Source organism: Cereibacter sphaeroides 2.4.1 (genome assembly GCF_000012905.2).
GTDB lineage: Bacteria > Pseudomonadota > Alphaproteobacteria > Rhodobacterales > Rhodobacteraceae > Cereibacter_A > Cereibacter_A sphaeroides.
This window is the reverse complement of record NC_007493.2, coordinates 1,046,459-1,068,233: the sequence shown is the minus strand read 5'-3', so window position 1 is coordinate 1,068,233 and position 21,775 is coordinate 1,046,459. Positions and strand designations below refer to the sequence as shown.

Sequence of the window (21,775 nt, the reverse complement as noted above, 5' to 3'; positions counted from 1 at the left end):
GATGGCGGCCGTGAGCCTGGACGACGACCTGCGAGAAGTCGTGGCTTTCCGAATCGGAAGCCAGGAATTCTGCATTGACATCCGCGCCGTCCGCGAGATCCGCAGCTGGACGCCGACGACCATTCTGCCTCACGCGCCCTCCTATATCATCGGAGTGATCAATCTGCGAGGCTCGGTGGTGCCGATCATCAATCTTGCGGAACGGCTGGGACTCGGATCCCTCGAGCCCGAGGCCCGCCACGTCATCATCATCACCGTGGTCGAGGGTCAGGTCGTGGGACTGCTTGTCGATGCTGTCTCCGACATCTTGACGCTGCCTCCCTCCTCCGTCCAGCCAATGCCGAAGATTGCCTCCGAAACCACCTTGTCCTTCGTGCGAGGCGTGATCACGTTGGACCAGCGGATGCTGCGGCTGCTCGATCTGATCGGAGTGCTGCCGAACGTCAGGCGGATGATGTGAAATACTGGCCGCGACATCCCCCGACTGCAGTCCGTGACCCGCAGCTTTCGCAGGAAGACTTCCAGCGAATTGCGCAACTGGCCCATGCCGAGGCGGGGCTCACGATGCCTGACGCCAAGGAGCCGCTGGTTTACGCCCGGCTTGCCAAGCGGCTCCGTCAACTGTCCCTGACGAGCTTCACGGCCTATATCGACCTGATCTCGAGACCTGAAGGCCGCGACGAGCGCTCGATGTTCATCTCGAGCATGACCACCAATACGACCCGCTTTTTCCGCGAAGAACATCATTTCGAACTCCTTTCAGAACGCGTGCTGCCGCCCCTGCTGGACGCGGCGCGACATGGCGCACGGGTCCGGTTCTGGTCCGCGGGCTGTTCGTCGGGAGAGGAGCCCTTCAGCATGGCGATCACGTTGCTGGAGCTCTGCCCGGACGCCGGCCACTATGATATCAAGATCCTTGCCACCGATATCGACCGCAAGATCCTGGGAAGGGCGCAAGCGGGCTGGTTTGCAGCCTCGAGCCTTGCCGCTCTGCCGGATGCGATTCTGGCACATCACTTCGGGCCGCCCGACCGCGACGGTCGAAGGGAGGTGTCGGCGGATCTGCGCGCCCTCGTGACTTTCAAGCCGCTGAACCTGGTGAAGCCCTGGCCGGTGACCAGACCTTTCGATGTGATATTCTGTCGGAACGTCGCGATCTACTTCGACCCCGACACTCAGAACCGCATCTGGCGGGGCTTCGCGAGCACGCTCGCTCCGGGAGGCCATCTCTTCATCGGCCATTCCGAGCGGCTTTCGCACGAGGTCAGACACCAATTCGAAACTGTTGGCATGACATCATTCCGCCTGCGCGCACCCCCGCCGACGGGCGGACCAGGAAAGGAGATCTTTGGTGGCACTCAGGGACAGCATTAGGATCATGGTGGTCGATGACATGTCGACCAGCCGGGGTCTGATCATTCAGGCATTGGAGGAATTGGGGATCAAGAAGATCGACTTCTGCAAGGACGGCGCCTCGGCCCTGCGGCAGCTTGCGGCCAATCCGGTGCATCTGGTGATTTCCGACTACAATATGCCTGGTCTCGACGGGTTGGGCCTGCTCAAGGGGATCCGCGAGAACAAAACCACGCAGCGGATGGGTTTCATCCTCGTCAGCGGTACCGCCACGCGTGATATCATCGAAAAGGGCCAGTCTCTCGGTATGAACAACTTCATCAAGAAGCCCTTCACCACCGACGGGATGCGCAAGGCCATCCAAGCTGTCGTAGGCGCTCTATGAGCGGTCCGCAGACAACGCCTCTGCGGGTCGTTCTCGAACGGCTGGCGGTGCAGCTCGACAGGCTCGCCGCCATGAGTGGCGAGATCGAGGAGGCCGTGGGACACGACATCGCGGCCGCCGGAGGGCGCCTGGGCGGCGGAGAGATCCTTCAGAGCCTCGACGATCTGGTTCAGTCTCTGGCCGGACTGACCGCCTATGTCGGCCGTCTGGGACAGGACATGGGCATGGAGCCCATGGTCAACATTCACGATGCGGTGGCCGCAGTTCGCCAGAGAAGCCTAGCCACTGCCCTCGCCGGCCAGGAATGCGAGAGGGTCGAAAGTGGAAGCGCCGACTTCTTCTGACATGTTCCCTGTCATGCCGGAGCGGCGGGCGTCCCCTCACCGTGCGCTCCTGCCCGATCGAGGCTCTCGCCCTTTCTCGTTCAGTCACAACGGGGACCTGCTCACCCTGCACCGTCGCTGCGATGTTCCGAACGTCCCGACGCAGAAGCGCAGGTGCTGCGCTCTCACGATCCTCGCCAGCCGTTGTGCCGCTCCGGCCTTTCCCCTAGGGTCGCGCGCAGCAATTCAACGGGGGGTGACCGATGAGCTCAGACCGCAAACTCGGCTTCGACACGCTGCAGATCCACGCCGGGGCCAAGCCGGATCCGGCGACGGGCGCCCGGCAGGTGCCGATCTACCAGACGACCGCCTATGTGTTCCGCGACGCCGAGCACGCGGCACGTCTCTTCAATCTGGAAGAGGTGGGCTATATCTACTCGCGCCTTACCAACCCGACGGTCATGGCTCTGGCCGAGAGGGTGGCCGCGCTGGAGGGAGGCGCGGGCGCCGTCTGCTGCTCCTCGGGGCATGCCGCGCAGATCATGGCGCTCTTCCCGCTGATGGCACCCGGCCGCAACATCGTGGCCTCGACACGTCTCTACGGCGGCACGATCACACAATTCTCGCAGACGATCAGGCGGTTCGGCTGGTCGGCCAAGTTCGTGGACTTCGACGATCCCGCCGCCATCGAGGCCGCGATCGACTCGGATACGCGCGCCCTCTTCTGCGAGACCATTGCCAACCCCGGCGGCGTCATCACGGATCTCGATGCGGTCTCGGCCATCGCGGACAGGATGGGCCTGCCGCTCATCGTGGACAACACCACTGCCACGCCCTGGCTCTGCCGCCCCATCGAGCATGGCGCGACGCTCGTCGTTCATTCCGCAACGAAATACCTGACCGGCAATGGCACAGTGACCGGCGGCGTGATCGTGGACTCGGGCAAGTTCGACTGGTCGGCGTCGGACAAGTTCCCGAGCCTGTCGCAGCCCGAGCCGGCCTACCATGGCCTCGTCTTCCACAAGGCGCTGGGGCCAATGGCCTACACGTTCCACTCCATCGCTGTGGGCCTGCGCGATCTCGGCATGACCATGAACCCGCAGGGGGCGCATTACACGCTGATGGGGATCGAGACCCTCAGCCTGCGCATGGCCCGGCATGTCGAGAACGCGCAGAAGGTGGCCGCCTGGCTGGAGCAGGACCCGCGGGTGGAATTCGTGAGCTACGCAGGATTGCCCTCCTCGCCCTGGCACGGCCGCGTCGCGCGGATCTGCCCGAAGGGGGCCGGAGCGCTCTTTACCTTCGCGGTCAAGGGCGGCTACGACGCGTGCGTGGCGCTCGTCGATGCGCTGCAGCTGTTCAGCCATGTCGCCAACCTCGGCGATACACGGTCGCTTGTGATCCACTCGGCCTCCACCACCCATCGCCAGCTCACGCCCGAGCAGCAGGTGGCGGCCGGCGCAGCGCCGAATGTCGTGCGCATCTCGATCGGAATCGAGGATGCCGACGATCTGATCGCGGACCTGGATCAGGCCCTCGCCAAGGCGACGGCCTGACGGCCACCTTCGGAGGCGATCCGAAGATCGCCTCCGAAGACTTTGTCACTGCTGTTGTTTCAGCTCGTAGACCAGCGTCACCTGCGCGGTCGTCTCGATCTCGCCCTCGGCCATCGGCACCGGCGCGTCCATGGCCGCCTCGCGATACATCGGCATCGGCGGCCGATAGCCGTCGCCGCCCTCGCGGATCTCGAGGATCGGGCCAAGCTGCACGCCCGCCGCTTCGGTCAGAAGCTGCGCCCGCGCCTGGGCCCTGGCCACTGCCTTGCGCCGGGCCTCGTCCATGGCCGGTTGGGGATCCACGAGCCCGAAGCTCACGCCCTGAAGCGTGTTGGCGCCATCCTGCACCGCCTGATCGAGCACCGCCCCGAGCCGATCCAGCGCCCGCACCCGCACCGTCAGCATGTTCGAGGCGACATAGCCCGCGATACGCGGCGCCTCGCCCTCCGGGCTCTGGGTCCAGTTCGGGTTCAGGGACAGGCCCGAGGTCTGCAGGTCGCGGTCCTCGAGCCCGGCCTCCTTCAGCCGCTGCAGCACCCGCCCCAGCTTCTCGCTGTTGCCGGCCATCGCCTCCGCCGCGGTGGCGGCCTCGGTCGTCACACCGAGCGTGATCGTGGCCATGTCGGGACGACCGGCCACCGCGCCTTCCCCCGTCACGGTCAGGCGCGGCGTGTCCGCGAGGACATGTCCCGGCAGGACGAGAGCGGTGCAGAGCATCAGGACCTTGGCAATATTCATCTGTGAAGTTCCTCCTTGGAGTGAATAGCGTTCGCCTCTCATGACGCAGCCAGCAAGCCGATCCTTGGGTCTTTTTCTTTCATTCGGCGAAAAGCTGCTGTAACACCGGGGACGCCGAGACCCGGACTCCCCGGTGTGCCGCCAGATGTGCTAGACCCGCGAAATGAAACCGAGATTTGCCCTCAACCTGACTCCTGAGGCCGCGAGTCTGCTTCGGCGGATGCCGGACGGATGGGACGAACTGGGGTCGGTGCCGTTCGATGCCGATGACACCGAGGCGGCGCTGGCCGCGCTGCGCGCCGGGGCCGAAGCTCTGGCGGGGGACGAGGGTGTCACCACCAAGGTCGTGATCCCGCGGTCGCAGATCCTCTACATGACCCTCGCGGCGCCGGGGCCGGACAAGACCAGCCGCAGGGCGCAGATCCGCGAAGGGCTCGAGGGGCTGACGCCCTACGAGGTCAAGGATCTGGTGTACGATTTCGAGCCGGAGGGCGCGGATGTGCGGCTCGCGGTCGTGGCGCGCGAGACGCTCGACGAGGCCGAGAATTTCGCCGAACAGCATGGGTTCAACCCGGTGGCCTTCGTGGCGCTGCCCGAGGCGGGCGACTTCCCGCGCGAGCCCGCCTTCGGGATCATCTCGGCGGCGCAGCGGCGACTGCCGAAAGGCGTGAAGGTCGAGCGCGATCTGGAGCCGATTCGGATCCTCGCAGCCCCGGTTGCGGTGGCGGACCTGCCCGATGAAGTCGAGGCACCGCTCGCCGAGGAGCCGCCGCTGGAGGCGGCTTTGTCCGACGAGGTCTCGCAGGAAGATGCGGCGCGTGAAGCGCTTGCAGAGGCCGAAGCGGAGCCGATGCTGGCCGAGCCGGAACCGGCGGAGGCGCTCCCGACCGAGCCGGAGCCCGACGAGGAGCCCCGCTTCGCACCGGAGCGCGCGGATCCGGTCGAGCCGGAGCCTTCGCCGGTCACGGAGCCCGAACCCGTGCAGACCCTGACCGAGCCGGTCGGGGAAGAGGCCGGGTCCGAAGAGGAAGAGGCGTGGCAGCCCGCTCCCGATCCCGCCGTGCTGGCCTCGCTGACGCCCGACGAGGCGGCCCTCCCCCTGCCCGGACCGGAGGAGGAGACCGAGGAGCCGGAGGAGCCGCGCGAGGAATTTCTCGTGCCGCCGCCGCTGGTTCGGGCCGTCGAGCGCCCGATCCCCCATGCGCGCGAGCTGCCGCCCTTTGCGCCGGAGCCCGAACCTGAGCCTGCGCCGGCGGCCCGCGCCGATATTCCCGAAGCGCCCTATGTGGAGCTCGCCGACGACGATGTGCCGGACATGCCGCCCGGCGCCTTCGCGAGCCGCCGGGTCGAGGCGAAGGCGCGCCTCGCCGCCGAGGAAAAGCCTGTCCGTCCTCCGGCGCAGGTGGCCGAACAGGGGGTGCGCGTGCGCGTGGCCCGCTCGGCGATGCCGCCGCAGGGGCCCGCCCAGCCGAACGGGCGCCTCAAGGCGCAGCCTTTGCCGAACGGATCCGCCCTTCCGGGCGCACCGCCGAAGGCTGCTGCCCGGTCCCCGAAGCTTGAAGCGCCCGCCCGCAAGGACGTGCCCTTCAGCGGGCTCGGCGGACGGCCCACGCCCTCGCGGGGCAAGCCGCGCTTTCTCGGACTGATCCTGACCCTCGTGCTGCTTCTCGTCCTCGCGGCCGTGGCGGCGGTCTCGTCCTACTTCGTGGCCTCGGGCGACTCTCAGGCCGAAACCGCTCTGGCCGTGGCCGAGAGGCTGCCGGATGCCGCACCGGCGGACGAGGAGGAAACGGCCGCCGTCGAGCCGGAGGCGGCCGCAGAGGCGCCTGCCGAGGTGGAGGCAGAGACGCCCGACGAGCCCGCCCGCACCGCTGCCGCACCGGCGCCGGACGTACCGGAAGCGGCATCGAGCGCCACCGCACCGGCGTCCGAGGCGCCGCAGGTGGCCTCGGGCGCGACCGATCCGGCGCTGCCCGCGGACACGCCGCAGGACGAGATCTTTCTCACCACGATGGACACGCCGCCTCCGTCGCTCGATGCGGTCGCGGCGCCGCCGCCCGAGATTGCGCTCGATGCGGCGCCCGGCCTGCCGCTGCCCCCGCCCCCCTTCGGCGCGAGCTACGAGCTCGACGAGAACGGGCTGATCCGGCCGAGCGCCGAAGGCGTGCTGGCGCCGGGCGAATTCCTTCTCATTGCGGGCAAGCCGCCGATCCTGCCGCCGCGCAGGCCGGCTGCCGAGGAACCGGAAGAGGCCGCGGCCGACCCTGCGCCGGCCGCGCCCGGGTCGATCTTCCCCGGATCGGCCAGCGCCGAGGCGCCCGCCGCGGAACCCGCCCTGCAGGGCCACCGGCCCAAGGTGCGGCCGGACCGTCCCGAAGACAGCGCCGCCGCGACCCCCGAGGCCGCGCCCGAGCCGGAAGCCGACACGCGCATGAGCGGCCTGCGGCCCCGTGCCCGGCCGAGCGACGCCTCGCCCGAGGAGCCTCCTGCGCAGGCCGCCACCATCGCCATGGCCACCAGCCCCGCGCCGCGGCCGGACGGCGCCCCCGAGGCCATCGCCACCTCGAACGGAGCGATCAGCCCGCTCGCCATCGCCGTCTCGCGCAAGCCCGAAGCCCGTCCGAGCGACTTCTCGAACGCCATCGAGGCCGCGGTCGCCGCGGCCGTGCAGGAGCCGCGGACGCCGGTCGTGGTGGCCGCCGTTGCGCCGCCGAAGCAGGTCGCTCCCGCCGTCCGCGCCCCCTCGCCCGAGGAGGAGGACGAGCCCGAGGTCTCGGTCGCGCCGCGCATCCCGACGCGGGCCAACGTGGCGCAGAATGCGACCTTCGCGAATGCCATCAACCTGTCGAAGACCAACCTGATCGGCGTCTACGGCTCCTCCTCGAACCGCTACGCGCTGGTGCGCCAGTCGAACGGCCGCTACGTCAAGGTGCGCGTGGGAGACCGGATCGACGGCGGCGTGGTCGCGGCGATCACCGCCAGCGAGCTGCGCTACCAGAAGGGCAGCCGGATCTTCGCCCTGTCCATGCCGAAGGGCTGAGCCACGCGCAAAGACCCCGGCCGCAGCTCTGCTGCGCGAGGCCGCCCCAGAGCGTGACCGCGCGGCGGTGAGCCGCCGTCCGGCCCTGCGCGACAGCATGGCCTGCGCTGGAGGATGGACAGGTCCCGCAGCGCAAGCGATAGCTTGACACTGGGGCAGCACGGGCAGCGCGGCATGGAAAGCCTTCTTCTGCAGGCAAGCATCTATCTCGGCGCGGCGCTGCTCATCGTGCCGCTCGCCGTGCGCGCGGGGCTGGGGTCGGTCCTTGGCTATCTCGCCGCCGGCATCGTCATGGGCCCCGTGCTGGGACTGGCGGGGGCCGAGACAGAGGATCTGCGCCACTATGCCGAGTTCGGCGTGGTGCTGATGCTGTTTCTCGTGGGCCTCGAGCTCGAGCCCGCGGCGCTCTGGGCCATGCGCCGGTCGCTCGTGGGGCTCGGCGGGTTGCAGATCGTGCTGACGAGCCTCGCCGCGGCGCTGGGTCTGTTCTGGCTGGGCTTTCCCTGGCCCGAGGCGGCGGTGCTCGGGATGGTCGCCGCCCTCTCCTCGACGGCCATCGTGCTGCAGACCATGACCGAGCGGCGGATGCTGCGCACGACCGGAGGCCGCAGCGCCTTTGCGGTGCTTCTGGCGCAGGACATCGCGGTGGTGCCGATGCTGGCGCTGGTGCCGCTGATCGCGCTCAGGCCGGGCGCGGGCGCGCATTCGGCGCACGATGCGACGGAGGGCCCCGCCATGCCGATCATCGGCCTGCTGCAATCGCTGCCGGGCTGGGCCGACACGCTGGTGATGCTGGGCGTGGTGGGCTTCATCGTGCTGGGCGGCCACTTCCTGACCCGGCCGGTGTTCCGCTATGTCCATGCCTCGCGCCTGCCGGAAATGGGGAGTTTCATCGCCCTCTTCACCGTGATGGGGACGGCCTTCCTCACGATGGTGGTGGGTCTTTCGCCGGCGCTCGGCGCCTTCCTCGCGGGTGTCGTGCTCGCCAACTCCGAGTTCCGCCACCAGCTCGAGGCCGACATCCGGCCCTACAAGGGGATCCTGCTCGGCCTCTTCTTCATGGCGGTGGGCATGGGGATCGACTTCCGCCTGCTGGCGGCCGATCCCTGGACGCTCGCGGGCTTCACGCTGGCGCTGGTGGGCCTCAAGGTGCTGGTGCTGGCCGCGCTCGCCCAGACCTTCGGCCTCACAGGGCGCGACCGCTGGCTGCTGACGCTCGGCCTCGCGCAGGCGGGCGAGTTCGGCTTCGTGCTGGTGGCCTTCGCCGCGCAGGAGACGATCCTGCCCGCGCTTCTTGCCCAGAAGGCGCTGATCGTCATCAGCCTCTCGATGCTGGTGACGCCTGTCCTGTTCCTCGTGGCCAGCTGGCTCACGCGGCTGGGCGAGGAGGCCCCTGCCCTCGGGGCGGATGCGATCGACGAGAAGGGGCGCGTCATCATCGCGGGGATCGGCCGCTTCGGGCAGGTGGTGAACCGGCTGGTGCGGATGAGCGGGATCGAGACCGTCGTGCTCGATCACGACATGGCGGCGGTGCAGATCATGCGCCGCTTCGGCGTGAAGGGCTTCTTCGGCGATCCGACCCGGCCCGAGCTTCTGCAGGCGGCGGGGCTGGCCGAGGCCACGGTGCTGGTCGTGGCGGTCGACGACCGCGAGAATGCGATCAAGATCGTGCGCTACGCCCGGCAGGTGCGGCCCGACCTGCATATCGTCTCCCGCGCGCGCGACCGGGTGCATGTCTACGAGCTCTATCAGGCGGGCGCCGACGACATCGTGCGCGAGACCTTCGACAGCTCGATCCGGGCGGGGCGCTATGTGCTCGAGAACATGGGCTTCAGCGAATATGAGGCGGCCCAGCGGTCGCGCACCTATTACCGGGTGGACCGCGCCGCCATGCGCGATCTGGCCGAGCTCTGGGTGCCGGGCCAGCCCGCCCATCTGAACGAGGCCTATGTGGCCCGCGCCCGCCAGCTCGATGACGATCTCGAAACGGCGATGCTGGAGGAGGCCGGACAGATCCCCCTCGACCCCGAAGCGGCCGAGTGAGACCCGTCCGGGCGCCCTCCCCTGGCGCTGGATGATCGGACCGGGCTCGCGGGCTTCAGCCCCCGGACACGCCCGCCTCGGCGAAGGTCGCCATGCCGGAGAGGCAGGCCACCGCGCTCCGCAGGATGTTGATCGCGACGATGGCGCCGGTGCCCTCGCCGAGCCGCATCCCGAGATCGAGGAGCGGCTCCTTGCCGATCCGCGCCAGCGCCGCCGGATGGGCGCCCTCGGCGCTGACATGCCCGGCGATGGCGTGATCGAGGGCCGAAGGGGTCAGCGCATGCAGCACCGCCGCCGCCGAGGTGCAGATGAAGCCGTCGAGGATCACGGGCGTGCGGCCGACGCGGGCGCGCGCGATGGCGCCCGCCATGGCGGCAATCTCGCGCCCACCCAGACACCGCAGCACCTCGAGCGGATCGGAAAGCGCGTCCGCATGCCGCTCGAGCCCCTCCGCCACCACCCGCGTCTTGGCCTCGAGCGCCGAGCCCGCGACGCCGGAGCCGCGGCCCGTCCATTCCGCCGCCGTGCCGCCGAAAAGCGCGGCCGCAATGGCCGCCGCGGCCGTCGTGTTGCCGATGCCCATCTCGCCCACCACGAGAAGGTCGCTCTCGTCGTCCACCGCCTCCCATCCGGCCGCGAGGGCGGCCACCAGCTCGTCCTCGGTCATGGCGGGGCTGACGGTGAAATCGAGCGTCGGCCGGTCGAGCTCGAGCTCGGTCACGGTCATCGAGGCGCCCGCGACGTGGCAGAGCTGGTTCACCGCAGCCCCGCCCGCGCGGTAGTTCGCGACCATCTGAACCGTCACCTCGGGCGGAAAGGCCGAGACGCCCCGCGCGGCGATGCCGTGATTGCCCGCGAAGATGGCGACCTGCGGCCGCTCGAGCGCGGGCCGGCCGTCGCCGATCCAGCCCGCATACCAGATCGCGAGCTCCTCGAGGCGACCCAGCGCCCCTTTCGGCTTCGTCAGCGTCTCGTTCCGCGCGGTGGCGGCCTCGACCGCCTCCGCATCGACCTGCGGGAGCGTCTCGAACACGGCACGGAAGCCGGCGAGGGAGGTGAACGGAGCCTTCATGGTGGGTCCTTCCGGTTGCTAGGCTGATCCCGCTTCGGTATCGGGAAGCGGCGGTGGAGACCAGTGGCCGGGAGAGACGGGATGAAAGACAGGCTGTCGCAGCGGTGGGCGGACGTGCAACTGGCGCTGGCGCTCCTCACGCGGTTGCCGCTGCCGGGGCAGTCCCTGCCCGACCGGGGCGCCGGGGCCGCCTGGGCCTGGCCGCTGGCCGGGGCGGCGGTGGGCGGCCTTGCGGCACTGACCGCCTCGGCGGCGCTCGCTCTGGGCCTGCCTGCAACCGTGGCGGCGGCGCTGGCCCTTGCGGTGCAGGCGCTGGCGACCGGCGCCATGCACGAGGACGGGCTCGCCGATACGGCGGACGGGCTCTGGGGCGGCTGGACCCGCGAGCGGCGGCTCGAGATCATGAAGGACAGCCGCACCGGCAGCTATGGAGTCGCGGCGCTGGTGCTGGTGGGTCTTCTGCGCTGGTCGGCGCTGGCCGCCGCGCTCGAGGGCGGTGTGGCCCTTCTCGTGGCGGCGGCGGTGCTGTCGCGGGTGCCGATGGTGGGGCTGATGGCGCTCCTGCCCAATGCGCGCGGCGCGGGGCTCGCCCAGTCGCTCGGCCGGCCCGATGGGCGGCAGGCGGCGCTGGCGGCGGCGGTGGGGGCCGGCGTGGCGCTGCTCCTTGCGGGCCCGGCGGCGCTCGTGCTGGCCGCGGCGGGCGGAGCGGCCGCTCTGGCGCTGGGGCTGGTGGCGCGGGCGAAGATCGGCGGGCAGACCGGCGACATCCTCGGCGCCTCGCAGCAGCTTTCGGAGGCCGCGGTGCTGGTGGCGGCGGCGGCTCTGGTCTGAGAGGGCGCGCAAGGGGCCGGCGCAGCGGGGGGCTGTGCGCCCCCCGGTCTCCGCCCCCATGGGCGGAGACCTCCCCCCGCAGGATATTTGGGCAGAGTGAAAGCGCGCTTCGGGGGCGCGAGCCCGGAGGATGGGCATGAAAAAACCGCGGCCGGGGCCGCGGTTCTTTTCGCGCCTGATGCGGGCCTCAGGCCGCGCGGGAGACGAGGACCGCGTCGACGGCCTTCTGCGCGCCGGCCTCGTCCACGCCCGAGACAGCCGCCACTTCGCGGGTCAGCCGTTCGAGCGCCGCCTCGTAGAGCTGGCGTTCGGAATAGGACTGCTCGCGCTGGTCGTCGGTCCGGTGCAGGTCGCGCACCACCTCGGCGATCGACATGAGATCGCCGGAATTGATCTTCTGTTCATATTCCTGCGCCCGGCGCGACCACATGGCGCGCTTGACCCGCGCCTTGCCCTTGAGCGTGTCGAGCGCCTTGGTCACCACATCGGGCGTGGAGAGCGAGCGCATCCCCACCTCGGTGGCCTTGTGAGTGGGCACGCGCAGCGTCATCTTGTCCTTCTCGAACGAGATCACGAACAGCTCGAGGCGGATGCCGGCGATCTCCTGCTCCTCGATCGAGATGATCCGGCCGACGCCATGCGCCGGGTAGACAACGAACTCATTGGGGCGAAACTCGGGCTTCTTGGTCTTGGTCATCCAGTCGCTTCCTCGATGCGGCAGCTCAGTCTTCCGGCGACGGACAATCCAACGCCCGGAACTTCCGGTCCGGGCGATGCGGGTGGAATGGTCGCTAGAAAATCCACCTCAAGCTGAGAGCTGCGAGGTGGGTGAAGGCTTCCGTGCTTGTTTGTGAAACATTCATACCACGAAATGCGGCTGATTCCAACTCCGGCGGGGGGTCGGGTTTCCACAAAACCGTTATCAAGCCGCTAAAACCGCGGTTTCAGGCCCCACTGGGACGAAGCGCCGCAGGCTTCAACCGCCCTCGCCGGGCTTTTCGGAGAAATGCGTGGCGAGCTTGCCGGGCTGGCCGTCGAGATCGGTCGCCTCGGGCAGCGGGTCCTTCTTGGTCACGATAACCGGCCAGACCTCGGCATATTTCCGGTTCAGCTCGACCCAGCTTTCCATGTCGGGCTCGGTGTCGGGGCGGATCGCATCGGCCGGGCATTCCGGTTCGCAGACGCCGCAGTCGATGCATTCGTCCGGGTGGATGACCAGCATGTTCTCGCCTTCGTAGAAGCAGTCCACCGGACAGACTTCCACGCAGTCGGTGTATTTGCAGGCGATGCAGTTGTCGGTCACCACATAGGTCATGGACGGAAACCTTGCTTTCTGTCTTTGCGGGGTCTGTTAAAGCAGCGACGGCGATCATTCAAGCGGCGAAGCGGCCGCAGGGGGTGCGTCGAGATCGTCATAGAGCGTGCGGGCTTCGGTGGCAGGACCGCGGCGCAGGCCCACCGCGACAACCCGGATCACGCGGATGCGCCCCCCTTGCGGGAAGGTCAGCGTGTCGCCCGCGCCCACGGCCTGGGCCGATTTGGCGACATGCTGGCCGTTGAGCCGGATCCGGCCGCTTCCGACGAGGGCCGTGGCGAGGGCGCGCGTCTTGAAGAAGCGCGCCTGCACCAGCCATTTGTCGAGCCGGATCCGCTCCGGCGCAGGCAACCGGATCAGCTCCGGTCGCGCAGCGCGGCGAGGACGGCGAACGGATTGTCCGGGTCGATCCTGTCGCTCCGCGCGGGGCGCGATTCGAAGGATTTGGGTTGGTTGCGGTCGGCGCCCTTGCGGTCGGGCTTGCCGCCCTTGCCCTTGGGCTTGCCCCCATGGCCGTGGCCCTGACGCTCGGGCCGGTCGCCGCGCGGCGGACGGGCCTCGGCGGCAGCGCCTTCGGCCGGGGCGTCGCCCGGGGTTGCGCGCGGGCCGCGGTTGCGCCCCTCGCCCTGCCCCCGGTCGTGCCGGCGCGGACCGCGATCCGGACGGCGCGGCGCCCAGGTGAAGGTGTAGAAGCTCTCGACCTCGACCGCCGCCGGCTCTTCGGCCGGCGCGTCCGGGGCTGCCTCGGCGTCCGCGGACGGAGCTTCGGCCGCGGGGGCCTCCTCGGCCGGCACCTCTGCGGGCGCCTCGCCCTCGGCGGGAGCGGCCTCAGCGGCGGCCGGAGCGGCCTTCACCTTCGGCCGCTCGCCGGGCTCGGCCCGGTAACCCAGGCCCTGCATGAGGCCCGCGAACTGTTCGAGCGTCATGCCGGTGATCGAGAGCATGTCGGGCGTGGCCTCGAAGCCCGCGCGGCTGTCCTTGGCGCGCAGGAGATCGGCCAGCCGCTCGAGCATGTCGATACGGATCGCGCGCTGGCCGGCCGGATGATAGCCCGCGAGCGTATAGTGCATCTTCGGCACGTCGGCGATGTGCGGAATCGTGACGAGGCCGGGCGGCGGGCTTTCGGGAAACTCCTGCAGGCCGTTCGCAAGCGACCAGAGCACGAGCCGCAGCCGCGTCGGCGCGGGTTTCAGCAGGAGCGGCAGGAAGATCGTGAACTGCCCGAAGCGCACGCCATGCTTGCGCAGTGCCGAGCGCGCCTCCTGATCGAGCGACTTGACCTCTTCGGCCACCTGCTCGCGCGGGATCAGCCCGAGGCTTTCCACCAGCCGGAAGGCGAAGCCGCGGGCAAGGCCCGTCAGCGTCTCGTCGCGGCTCATGGCCAGAAGCGGCTCGAACTGGGCGGCGACCTTGCGGTCGATGAAATGCTGGAGCCTGCGGCGCACCTTCTCGGCGACCTCGGGGCCGGCATCCTCGTCGACGAAGGCCTCGACCTGCGGGCGCATCGGCTCTGGGCCGGCGATCAGCTTGCCCACCGCCTGCTCGCCCCACATGAGGCCGCCCTGCTCGGTGAAATCCATCTCGGTGTCGGGCGAATTGTAGAAGCGGTCCGCCCTGAGGTGGAACTCGGGCCGCAGCGCCTGAACGGCGGCCTGCCGCAGGGTGCGTGCCTCGTCGGGCGAGTTCGACGCATCCTGCCGGAAGCGGAACCCTTCGAGACGGCCGACGAATTCGCCCTCCACCGTCACTTCACCCTTGTCATTGACCTCAGCCACAAGGCTCTCCTTCTGTTTCAACCGGCGCATGAGCACAGAGGTGCGCCGGTCGACAAATCTCTGAGTCAGGGCGCCGTGGAGCGCATCCGACAGGCGGTCTTCTACCGCGCGCGTTTCCTCCCGCCAATGACTTTCGTCCTGCACCCAGCCGCGTCTCTGCGCCACATAGGTCCAGGTCCGAATATAGGCCAGCCGCTTCGAAAGCGTGTCGATATCTCCCGACGGGCGGTCGATCCGGGCGATGGCGCCTGCAAGCCAGTCGTTCGGCACCTTTCCTTCGCACAGGAAGCCGAAAATCCGGGCAAGGAGAGTCACATGCTCGGTGGTCGAGATGCTGCGGAAGTCGGGAATCCGGCAGACGTCCCAGAGAAGCCGCACCTCGTGCGGCGAGTGCAGGCGCGCACGCACCTCGGGCTCCTCGGACAGCGCCTTCAGCGCATGGAGATCGTCCGACTCCCGCGCCCGCGAGAGCCATTCGTTCGAGGTGGGCTCCTCGAGCGAGGCGATCAGCCGCTCGACCGTGCCGAACTCCAGCCGGTCGTTGCGCCAGTGCAGCCGCTGGATCGGGGCGAAACGGTGGTTCTCGATCGCATCGACCACGCCCTCGTCGAGCGGGCTCGCCTCGCCGGTGACGCCGAAGGTGCCCGCCTCGGTGTGGCGCCCGGCCCGACCCGCGATCTGCCCCAGCTCGTGCGGGAACAGCGGCCGCATCCGCCGGCCGTCGAATTTCACGGTCGAGGAAAAGGCCACATGGCGGATGTCGAGGTTCAGCCCCATCCCGATCGCATCGGTGGCGACGAGATAATCCACGTCGCCGTTCTGGTAGAGGGCCACCTGCGCGTTCCGCGTGCGGGGGCTGAGCGCGCCCATCACCACGGCGCAGCCCCCCTTCTGACGGCGGATGAGCTCGGCGATGGCATAGACGTTATCGACCGAGAAGCCCACGATGGCGCTGCGCGGGGGCATCCGGCTGATCTTCTTCGATCCCGCATAGGAGAGGGTCGAGAAGCGCTCGCGCCGCAGGAAGGTCACATGCGGCACCAGCGCGGCAATGGCGCCCCGCATCACGTCCGAGCCGAGGAACATGGTCTCGACGAGGCCCCGCGCCCGCAGCAGCCGGTCGGTGAAGACATGGCCGCGCTCGGGGTCGCCGCAGAGCTGGATCTCGTCCACCGCCACGAAATCCGCGCCGATCTCCATCGGCATGGCCTCGACGGTGCAGACCCAGTATTGCGTCCGCTCGGGAACGATCCGCTCCTCGCCGGTCACGAGCGCCACGACCGAGGGGCCGCGCTGCGCCACGATCCGGTCGTAGACCTCGCGCGCCAGAAGCCGCAGCGGCAGGCCGATCACGCCCGTCCGATGGCCCAGCATCCGTTCGATGGCATAGTGGGTCTTGCCGGTGTTGGTCGGCCCGAGAACCGCCGTCACCCTCGCGGTCGCGCGCATGGGCCTGCCTTAGAGTTCCTGACCGGCAGCCTTCGCTTCCAGCCGTTCCACCGCCTGCTCTACCCCGTCGAGGTGCGGATGTATAGCGAGCGCGGCCCGATAGGCCTCGAGTGCCGGCTTGGGCCGGTCCATCTGCTCCAGCATGGTGCCGAGGCCGGCGAGAGCGCCGAAATGGCGCGGGTTGAGCGTCAGCACATGGGCGATGTCGGCCATCGAGGGGCCGAACATGCCCGCTTGAAAATAGGCCGTGGCCCGCGCGTTCCAGCCTTCGGCGAAATCGGGCGCGTGATCGATGAGCGCCGTCAGATGGTCGATGGCCGTCCGGGTGTCGCCCGCGGCCAGCGCCTTGCGCCCCCTCTCGAGCAGGAGATCGGCCGAGGCAGAGCCGGATTTCGACCATTCGGTGAAGATCTGCCGCTCGATCCGCCGCGCCGCGGCCGCATCGGCTTCCTTCAGGCGCGCGAAGAGCTCGTCCATGCCGCCGGGGCCGCCGGCCGTCTGCGCGCCCACCGGTGCGAGACCGAGGACAATCGGCACGATTGCCCCCACGATAGCGTTGTGAAACGGTCGCCGCGCTTTCATAGTCCGAATGTAACGTGCCACGGCGCAAACGCCAGTGGCGGAACGTCAAGAAAACGGGATTGGAGACAGCCGGGAATGAGCAAGGTGATCGACGCCGCGGTGGAGGCCCTGAGCCGGAAGGTTGCGACTTTCGATGGCAGCGCGAAGTTCGTCATTGCCGACGAGGGCGTGATCATGATGGACGAACAGGGCGTGCGCGAGGGCGATGGCGAGGCCGACGTCACGATGACCGCCTCGGCCGACGTGTTCCGGCAGATCCTCGAGGGCGACCTCAATCCCACGATGGCCTTCATGTCCGGCCGCCTCGCCGTCGAGGGCTCGATCCCGATGGCGATGAAGGTGGGCGCAGCGCTGAGTTGAGCGGCGCACCTTTTCACGCCGCCCTCGCCCGCGGACCGGCCAGAGCGCATGCGGACTGGATCCGCACCGGCGACGGTGTGCGGCTGCGCACCGTGGTCTGGCCCGAGGGGGCGGCGGGAACCGTCCTCATCTTCTCGGGCCGCACCGAATATGCCGAGAAATACGGCCCCGCGGCCGAGGCGCTGCGCCGGCGCGGCTTTGCCTCAGCCACCCTCGACTGGCGCGGACAGGGGCTGTCGGACCGGTCGCTCCGCGATCCGCTCGTGGGCCATGTCGACGATTTCGCCTCCTATCAGCAGGATGTGACGGCCTTCGTCGCGGCGCTGCGCGCGCAGGGGCTGCCCGAGCCCTTCCATCTTCTGGCCCATTCCATGGGCGGCTGCATCGGGCTCCGCGCGCTGCACGAGGGGCTGCCCGTGCGCGCCGCCTGCTTCTCGGCGCCGATGTGGGGCATCCGCGTCCATGCCGCGCTGCGGATCGTAGCGGCGGCACTCGGGGCGCTCGCCCGCGCGACGGGGCTCGGGCACCGCTATGTCCCCGGCACCGGCACGCGCAGCTATGTCGCCACCGCCGCCTTCGACACGAACGTCCTCACCCGCGACCCGGAGATGTTCGCCTGGATGCAGGAGCAGCTGGTGCAGGCGCCGGAACTGGGTCTTGCCGGCCCGAGCCTCGACTGGCTGCGCGCGGCCTTCGAGGAGACGGCGCGGCTGAAGCGGCTGCCCGCGCCGGATCTGCCCGCGCTCTGCATCGTGGGCTCGGCCGAGAAGGTGGTCGATCTCGAGGAGATCCAGCGCCGGATGGAGGGCTGGGGCCGGGGCGAACTGCAGATCGTGCCCGGGGCCGAGCACGAGGTGATGATGGACCGCCCCGAGGTGCGCGACGCCTTCTTCGACGCCGCCGCGGCGCTGTTCCGGGCGAGCGCGGACCCGGACGCCGTCAGATCCTGATCTGCGAGAAACCCTCGCGCAGCGCGCGCGACCAGGCCTCGGACATGGCGCGGAAATTCTCGTCTCCCGCCTCGATCCGGCGGCGCGAGGCGATGCAGCAGCCGTCCCGCTCGATCACCGCAAGGTCGAGCGGCATTCCCACCGACAGGTTCGAGCGCAGGGTCGAATCCATCGACAGGAGCACGGCCTTCTGCGCGTCGGCCAGCGAGGTCTCGGGCTTCACCACCCGGTCGAGGATCGGCTTGCCGTATTTGTGCTCGCCGATCTGCAGGAAGGGCGTGTCCTCGGTCGCCTCGATGAAGTTGCCCTCGGGGTAGATGAGGAACATCCGCATCTCGCCGCCCCGGCGCTGGCCCGCGACGATCATGCTGGCCGACGCGCTCTGCTTCATCGCCGACAGCTTCTCGTCGATGTCGAGCCGCACCTGCGCCAGCATGTTGCCGATGATCTCGGCCACCATGAGCATGGTGGGCGCCTTCAGGATCGAGCTTTCCTCGGTCGCGTCGGGATCGTGGATCGCCTCCTTCAGCCGGGCGATGGTGGTCTGCGTGACCGAGAGGCTGCCCGCCGTCAGGATCGCCACGATGCGCTCGCCGGGCTCCTCGAAGGTGAACATCTTCTTGTAGATGGCGATATTGTCGAAGCCCGCGTTCGTGCGGGTGTCCGACAGGAGCACCATTCCCTCGTTGAGCAGCAGGCCCACGCAATAGGTCATCGGTCACGCTTCCGTAAGGTTCCGCCGGACCCTATTGCTGCACCGCCTGCACTGCAACCTGCACTTCCAGACGTTCGACGCCCGGCCCCCGAGCGATGCCGCGGATCGGCGCCGCATCCTGCGCGTCGAGCCCCGAGCCGAGGCGGATATAGCGCTCGTCCGGGCAGCAGCGGTTGGCGGGGTCGAACCCGACCCAGCCCAGGCCCCGCACCCAGACTTCCGCCCAGGCATGGGCCGCTTCCTGATCCGCGGTCTCTGCATCGGTGAAGAGATAGCCCGAGACGTAGCGCGCGGGCAGGCCCGCCTCCCGCGCCGCCGCGATCAGCGCATGGGCATGATCCTGGCACACGCCGCGCCCGAGCTTCAGCGCCTCGGCCGCGGTGGTGTGCGCTTCGGTCACACCCGGCTCGTAGAGGATGGCCTCGGCCACGAGATCGGCCAGCCGGTGCGCCCGGTCGAGCGGCTGCTCGATCCCGTCGGCCTTCGCCGCAAGCGCCACCAGCGCCGGATCCGCCCTGGTGACGGCGGTCGAGCGCAGGTAGCAGTCGGGCGCGGTCAGTTCGCGGTGCCCGCGCAGCACGCCTGCCTGATCCGAGGTCTCGACCCTGCCCCGGACCGCGACCGTCACCTCGCTCACCGGCCCCGGCACGGTCCAGCCCTGGATCCAGTCGCCCGCGCCGTCGCGGAACGATCCGCCCGCGATCCCGTCGGTGACGGTGACGACCCATTCCAGCACGCGCTGGCCCGCGCAGGTCGAGGGCGTCAGCCGGTGGCTCTGCACCAGCGCGCGGGCCGGCCGGTTGTAGCGGTAGCAGGTCACATGATCGACGGTGAGGATCATCGCACGTCTCCGCTGAGATAGCTTTCGAAGATCACGCCGGAGAGGTTCGCGGCCTCGAGGATGAACCGGCTGAGAAACTCGTGCAGCCCCTCCTCGATGATGTCCTCGACACTGAGCGCTTCCAGCTCGGCCGCGAGCTTCTCGGCCACCTCGCGCGGCCGCGAGGGGCGGCCGTAGGCCTTCTCGAGCCGTTTCAGATGACCGCAGATCCCGTCGATGCAGGAGGTGAGCGAGCGCGGGCACTGCGGGTTCAGGATCAGGAAATCGGCGATCTTGCGCGCCGTCACCTCGCCGCCATAGGCCCAGTGGAAGGCCCGGTGCGCCGAGGTCGCGCGCAGCAGCGTCGCCCACTGGTAATTGTCCATCCCCGAGCCCACGAACTCGACCCGCGGCAGCAGGACGTAATACTTCACATCCATCAGCCGGGCCGTATTGTCGGACCGTTCGAGGTAATAGCCGAGGTTCAGGAAGTCCCAGCCGTCGTTGCGCAGCTGCGTCGTGTCGATCGAGCCGCGGATGATGGCGGCCTTGTTCATGGTCCAGTCGATCAGCCGCGACAGCTCCAGCCGGTCGCGCGGCGTCTTTTCCAGCGCGCGCAGCTCCTGATAGGCGGTGTTGATCGCGTCCCACACCTGCGCCGTCAGCGCCGTGCGCACGATCCGCGCATTCTCGCGCGCCCGCCCGATGCAGGAGGCGACCGAGGAGGGATTGTCGAGATCGAAGAAGAGATAGCTCTCGATGTCGCGCTGCTGGGCATGGCGGTATTTCTGCGCAAAGCCCCCGGCGGTGCCCGAGGCCTGCAGAAGGCTGTCCCACTCGTTGCGATAGCCATGGGCCGAGGGCAGGAGCGACATGCGCGCCCCCACCTCCAGCAGCCGCGCCATCGTCTCGGCGCGTTCCATGTAGCGGGCGATCCAGTAGAGGTTGTCGGCGGTCCGGCTCAGCATGTCGCGATCACTCCGCCAGAACCCAGGTGTCCTTGACGCCCCCGCCCTGCGACGAGTTCACCACGAGCGAGCCCTCGGTGAGCGCCACGCGGGTGAGGCCTCCCGGGACGAGTTCGATGCGCTCGCCGACGAGGCAATAGGGGCGCAGGTCGACGTGGCGCGGGGCGATGCCCTCGTTCACGAAGGTGGGCGTGGTGGAGAGCGCGAGCGTGGGCTGGGCGATGTAATTGTCGGGATCGGCCTCGATCCGGGCGCGGAAGGCCGCGATCTGGTCCTTCGAGGATTTCGGCCCGACCAGCATCCCGTAGCCGCCCGAGCCATGCACCTCCTTCACCACCAGATCGGAGAGGTTCGACAGCACATGTTTCAGATCCTCCTCCTTGCCGCATTGCCAGGTGGGCACGTTGTTCAGGAGCGGCTCCTCGCCGAGGTAGAAGCGCACCATCTCGGGCACGAAGGTGTAGACCGCCTTGTCGTCGGCCACGCCCGCGCCGGGGGCGGAGCAGATCGTGACCCCGCCCGAGCGATAGACATCCATCAGCCCCGGCACGCCCAGCATCGAATCCGGCCGGAAGCAGAGCGGGTCGATGAAGGCATCGTCGATCCGGCGATAGAGCACATCCACCCGCTTCGGCCCCTCGGTCGTGCGCATGTAGAGAAACTCGCCCTCGACGAAGAGATCCGCGCCCTCGACCAGCTCCACCCCCATCAGGTCGGCAAGGAAGCTGTGCTCGTAATAGGCCGAGTTGAAATGGCCGGGCGTGAGCAGCACCACGGTCGGATCGCTCGAGCATTTCGCGGGTGCGACCGAGGCCAGCGTGCGGCGCAGCTTCTCGGGATAGCTGTCCACCGGCTCGATCCGGTTCTCGCGGAAGAGCTCGGGAAACATCCGCATCATGATCTCGCGGTTCTCGAGCATGTAGGAGACGCCCGAGGGCGTGCGGCAATTGTCCTCGAGCACGAAGAACTCATCCGCTCCGGTCCGCACGAGGTCGATCCCGACCACATGGGAATAGACCCCCTTCGGCGGGGTGAAGCCCACCACGGATTTCTCGTAGGCCGCGTTGCGGTAGACCAGTCGGGCCGGAATGCGGCCGGCACGCACGATCTCGCCCCGTCCGTAGACATCGCAGAGGAAGGCGTTGAGCGCCCGCGCGCGCTGCTTGATCCCGCGTTCGAGCCGCGACCATTCACGCGCGGTGAAGACACGGGGGAACATGTCGAAGGGGATCAGCCGGTCTGGGTCTCCGCCCTCGCCATAGACGGCGAAGGTGATGCCGATCCGCCGGAACAGCGCCTCGGCCTCGGCCTGCTTCATCTCGCGCAGCTCGGCCGGCATGGCCTTTGTCCAGTCCTCGAGCTGGCGGTAATGCGGGCGGACCCGGCCCTTCTCATACATTTCGTTGAAATAGGTGGTCACCGCCACGTTGCTCGCCCCCGACCGTTCTCGCGCCGCCGTGCCTTCAGTTTAATCAGCGGGCTTTGCGGCCGGGAAGAGCC

21 protein-coding genes are annotated in these 21,775 nt (G+C 69.0%); 10 read left to right on the top strand and 11 right to left on the bottom strand.

Annotated elements, in window-relative coordinates:
- Position 1: 1 nt before the first annotated feature.
- The 5 genes from RSP_RS05255 (at position 2) to RSP_RS05235 (ending at position 3,617) form a co-directional block, all read left to right on the top strand.
- Positions 2–460, top strand: a complete 459-nt coding sequence (locus RSP_RS05255) for a chemotaxis protein CheW (protein ID WP_011337487.1) — start codon at positions 2–4, stop codon at positions 458–460.
- A complete protein-coding gene (locus tag RSP_RS05250) occupies positions 457–1,374 on the top strand; it encodes a protein-glutamate O-methyltransferase (protein ID WP_011337486.1) in 918 nt (305 codons plus the stop codon). Before RSP_RS05255 ends, RSP_RS05250 begins: the two co-directional genes overlap by 4 nt.
- Positions 1,352–1,738 (top strand): response regulator, encoded by a 387-nt coding sequence (locus RSP_RS05245; RefSeq protein WP_002719588.1) that lies wholly within the window; start codon positions 1,352–1,354, stop codon positions 1,736–1,738. Before RSP_RS05250 ends, RSP_RS05245 begins: the two co-directional genes overlap by 23 nt.
- Positions 1,735–2,082, top strand: coding sequence for a hypothetical protein (locus RSP_RS05240; RefSeq protein ID WP_011337485.1), 348 nt, complete (start codon positions 1,735–1,737; stop codon positions 2,080–2,082). The genes RSP_RS05245 and RSP_RS05240 overlap by 4 nt, the downstream gene beginning before the upstream one ends.
- 242 nt (positions 2,083–2,324) lie before the next feature.
- The gene (locus RSP_RS05235) at positions 2,325–3,617 is read left to right on the top strand and encodes an O-acetylhomoserine aminocarboxypropyltransferase/cysteine synthase family protein (protein WP_002719586.1); all 1,293 of its coding nucleotides are present in this window, start codon (positions 2,325–2,327) and stop codon (positions 3,615–3,617) included.
- 45 nt (positions 3,618–3,662) lie between these two features.
- On the opposite strand, the gene RSP_RS05230 is transcribed toward RSP_RS05235, so the two are convergent.
- Positions 3,663–4,355 (bottom strand): SIMPL domain-containing protein, encoded by a 693-nt coding sequence (locus RSP_RS05230; RefSeq protein ID WP_002719585.1) that lies wholly within the window; start codon positions 4,353–4,355, stop codon positions 3,663–3,665.
- 163 nt (positions 4,356–4,518) lie between these two features.
- Here RSP_RS05230 and RSP_RS05225 point away from each other — a divergent pair, with 163 nt between their 5' ends.
- Positions 4,519–7,395 (top strand): hypothetical protein, encoded by a 2,877-nt coding sequence (locus RSP_RS05225; RefSeq protein WP_011337483.1) that lies wholly within the window; start codon positions 4,519–4,521, stop codon positions 7,393–7,395.
- 174 nt (positions 7,396–7,569) lie between these two features.
- Positions 7,570–9,438 (top strand): cation:proton antiporter domain-containing protein, encoded by a 1,869-nt coding sequence (locus tag RSP_RS05220; protein WP_002719583.1) that lies wholly within the window; start codon positions 7,570–7,572, stop codon positions 9,436–9,438.
- A gap of 55 nt (positions 9,439–9,493) precedes the next feature.
- Here the strand turns inward: RSP_RS05220 and cobT are convergent, their stop codons facing one another.
- Positions 9,494–10,510: a nicotinate-nucleotide--dimethylbenzimidazole phosphoribosyltransferase gene (gene cobT, locus RSP_RS05215; protein ID WP_011337481.1), complete on the bottom strand. Its 1,017-nt coding sequence runs from the start codon at positions 10,508–10,510 to the stop codon at positions 9,494–9,496.
- 81 nt (positions 10,511–10,591) lie between these two features.
- On the opposite strand from cobT, the gene cobS reads away from it, so the two are divergent.
- The gene (gene cobS / locus RSP_RS05210; RefSeq protein WP_017140155.1) at positions 10,592–11,341 is read left to right on the top strand and encodes an adenosylcobinamide-GDP ribazoletransferase; all 750 of its coding nucleotides are present in this window, start codon (positions 10,592–10,594) and stop codon (positions 11,339–11,341) included.
- Positions 11,342–11,528: 187 nt separating this feature from the next.
- Here the strand turns inward: cobS and RSP_RS05205 are convergent, their stop codons facing one another.
- The 5 genes from RSP_RS05205 to RSP_RS05185 all read right to left on the bottom strand — a co-directional run bounded on the left by RSP_RS05205 (position 11,529) and on the right by RSP_RS05185 (position 16,462).
- Positions 11,529–12,038 carry a CarD family transcriptional regulator gene (locus RSP_RS05205; RefSeq protein ID WP_002719580.1) on the bottom strand — a complete coding sequence of 170 codons (510 nt, stop codon included), beginning with the start codon at positions 12,036–12,038 and terminating at the stop codon, positions 11,529–11,531.
- A gap of 279 nt (positions 12,039–12,317) precedes the next feature.
- Complete coding sequence (fdxA, locus tag RSP_RS05200) at positions 12,318–12,656, bottom strand: ferredoxin FdxA (RefSeq protein WP_002719579.1); 339 nt, start codon at positions 12,654–12,656, stop codon at positions 12,318–12,320.
- A 54-nt stretch (positions 12,657–12,710) separates the two neighbouring features.
- Entirely contained in the window at positions 12,711–13,007 is a 297-nt protein-coding gene (locus tag RSP_RS05195; protein ID WP_011337479.1) for an RNA-binding S4 domain-containing protein, read from the bottom strand.
- A gap of 5 nt (positions 13,008–13,012) precedes the next feature.
- Entirely contained in the window at positions 13,013–15,880 is a 2,868-nt protein-coding gene (locus RSP_RS05190) for a helicase-related protein (protein ID WP_023003581.1), read from the bottom strand.
- 9 nt (positions 15,881–15,889) lie between these two features.
- Positions 15,890–16,462, bottom strand: a complete 573-nt coding sequence (locus RSP_RS05185) for a tetratricopeptide repeat protein (protein ID WP_011337477.1) — start codon at positions 16,460–16,462, stop codon at positions 15,890–15,892.
- A 75-nt stretch (positions 16,463–16,537) separates the two neighbouring features.
- Between RSP_RS05185 and RSP_RS05180 the strand changes: the two genes are divergently transcribed.
- On the top strand, positions 16,538–16,822 hold the full coding sequence (locus RSP_RS05180) for an SCP2 sterol-binding domain-containing protein (RefSeq protein WP_002719575.1): 285 nt from the start codon (positions 16,538–16,540) through the stop codon (positions 16,820–16,822).
- The gene (locus tag RSP_RS05175; RefSeq protein ID WP_011337476.1) at positions 16,819–17,772 is read left to right on the top strand and encodes an alpha/beta fold hydrolase; all 954 of its coding nucleotides are present in this window, start codon (positions 16,819–16,821) and stop codon (positions 17,770–17,772) included. The genes RSP_RS05180 and RSP_RS05175 overlap by 4 nt, the downstream gene beginning before the upstream one ends.
- On the opposite strand, the gene RSP_RS05170 is transcribed toward RSP_RS05175, so the two are convergent.
- Genes RSP_RS05170 through RSP_RS05155 form a run of 4 tightly spaced genes read right to left on the bottom strand, consistent with a single transcriptional unit; the run spans position 17,762 to position 21,674 of the window.
- Positions 17,762–18,487, bottom strand: coding sequence for a proteasome-type protease (locus tag RSP_RS05170; protein WP_002719573.1), 726 nt, complete (start codon positions 18,485–18,487; stop codon positions 17,762–17,764). The two genes, RSP_RS05175 and RSP_RS05170, sit on opposite strands and share 11 nt — an antisense overlap.
- A 31-nt stretch (positions 18,488–18,518) precedes the next feature.
- Positions 18,519–19,328, bottom strand: a complete 810-nt coding sequence (locus RSP_RS05165; protein ID WP_011337475.1) for a transglutaminase family protein — start codon at positions 19,326–19,328, stop codon at positions 18,519–18,521.
- On the bottom strand, positions 19,325–20,275 hold the full coding sequence (locus RSP_RS05160; protein ID WP_002719571.1) for an alpha-E domain-containing protein: 951 nt from the start codon (positions 20,273–20,275) through the stop codon (positions 19,325–19,327). The genes RSP_RS05165 and RSP_RS05160 overlap by 4 nt, the downstream gene beginning before the upstream one ends.
- 7 nt (positions 20,276–20,282) lie before the next feature.
- Positions 20,283–21,674, bottom strand: coding sequence for a circularly permuted type 2 ATP-grasp protein (locus tag RSP_RS05155; protein ID WP_011337474.1), 1,392 nt, complete (start codon positions 21,672–21,674; stop codon positions 20,283–20,285).
- Positions 21,675–21,775: the final 101 nt, after the last annotated feature.

Excerpts from the sequence above, each read along its gene's own strand:
- RSP_RS05255 (WP_011337487.1), top strand. The coding sequence starts at position 2 with ATGGCGGCCGTGAGCCTGGACGACGACCTGCGAGAAGTCGTGGCTTTC.
- RSP_RS05240 (WP_011337485.1), top strand. The coding sequence starts at position 1,735 with ATGAGCGGTCCGCAGACAACGCCTCTGCGGGTCGTTCTCGAACGGCTG.
- RSP_RS05235 (WP_002719586.1), top strand. The coding sequence starts at position 2,325 with ATGAGCTCAGACCGCAAACTCGGCTTCGACACGCTGCAGATCCACGCC.
- RSP_RS05230 (WP_002719585.1), bottom strand. The coding sequence starts at position 4,355 with ATGAATATTGCCAAGGTCCTGATGCTCTGCACCGCTCTCGTCCTGCCG.
- RSP_RS05225 (WP_011337483.1), top strand. The coding sequence starts at position 4,519 with ATGAAACCGAGATTTGCCCTCAACCTGACTCCTGAGGCCGCGAGTCTG.
- RSP_RS05220 (WP_002719583.1), top strand. The coding sequence starts at position 7,570 with ATGGAAAGCCTTCTTCTGCAGGCAAGCATCTATCTCGGCGCGGCGCTG.
- cobT (WP_011337481.1), bottom strand. The coding sequence starts at position 10,510 with ATGAAGGCTCCGTTCACCTCCCTCGCCGGCTTCCGTGCCGTGTTCGAG.
- cobS (WP_017140155.1), top strand. The coding sequence starts at position 10,592 with ATGAAAGACAGGCTGTCGCAGCGGTGGGCGGACGTGCAACTGGCGCTG.
- RSP_RS05205 (WP_002719580.1), bottom strand. The coding sequence starts at position 12,038 with ATGACCAAGACCAAGAAGCCCGAGTTTCGCCCCAATGAGTTCGTTGTC.
- fdxA (WP_002719579.1), bottom strand. The coding sequence starts at position 12,656 with ATGACCTATGTGGTGACCGACAACTGCATCGCCTGCAAATACACCGAC.
- RSP_RS05190 (WP_023003581.1), bottom strand. The coding sequence starts at position 15,880 with ATGCGCGCGACCGCGAGGGTGACGGCGGTTCTCGGGCCGACCAACACC.
- RSP_RS05185 (WP_011337477.1), bottom strand. The coding sequence starts at position 16,462 with ATGAAAGCGCGGCGACCGTTTCACAACGCTATCGTGGGGGCAATCGTG.
- RSP_RS05180 (WP_002719575.1), top strand. The coding sequence starts at position 16,538 with ATGAGCAAGGTGATCGACGCCGCGGTGGAGGCCCTGAGCCGGAAGGTT.
- RSP_RS05170 (WP_002719573.1), bottom strand. The coding sequence starts at position 18,487 with ATGACCTATTGCGTGGGCCTGCTGCTCAACGAGGGAATGGTGCTCCTG.
- RSP_RS05165 (WP_011337475.1), bottom strand. The coding sequence starts at position 19,328 with ATGATCCTCACCGTCGATCATGTGACCTGCTACCGCTACAACCGGCCG.
- RSP_RS05160 (WP_002719571.1), bottom strand. The coding sequence starts at position 20,275 with ATGCTGAGCCGGACCGCCGACAACCTCTACTGGATCGCCCGCTACATG.
- RSP_RS05155 (WP_011337474.1), bottom strand. The coding sequence starts at position 21,674 with ATGTATGAGAAGGGCCGGGTCCGCCCGCATTACCGCCAGCTCGAGGAC.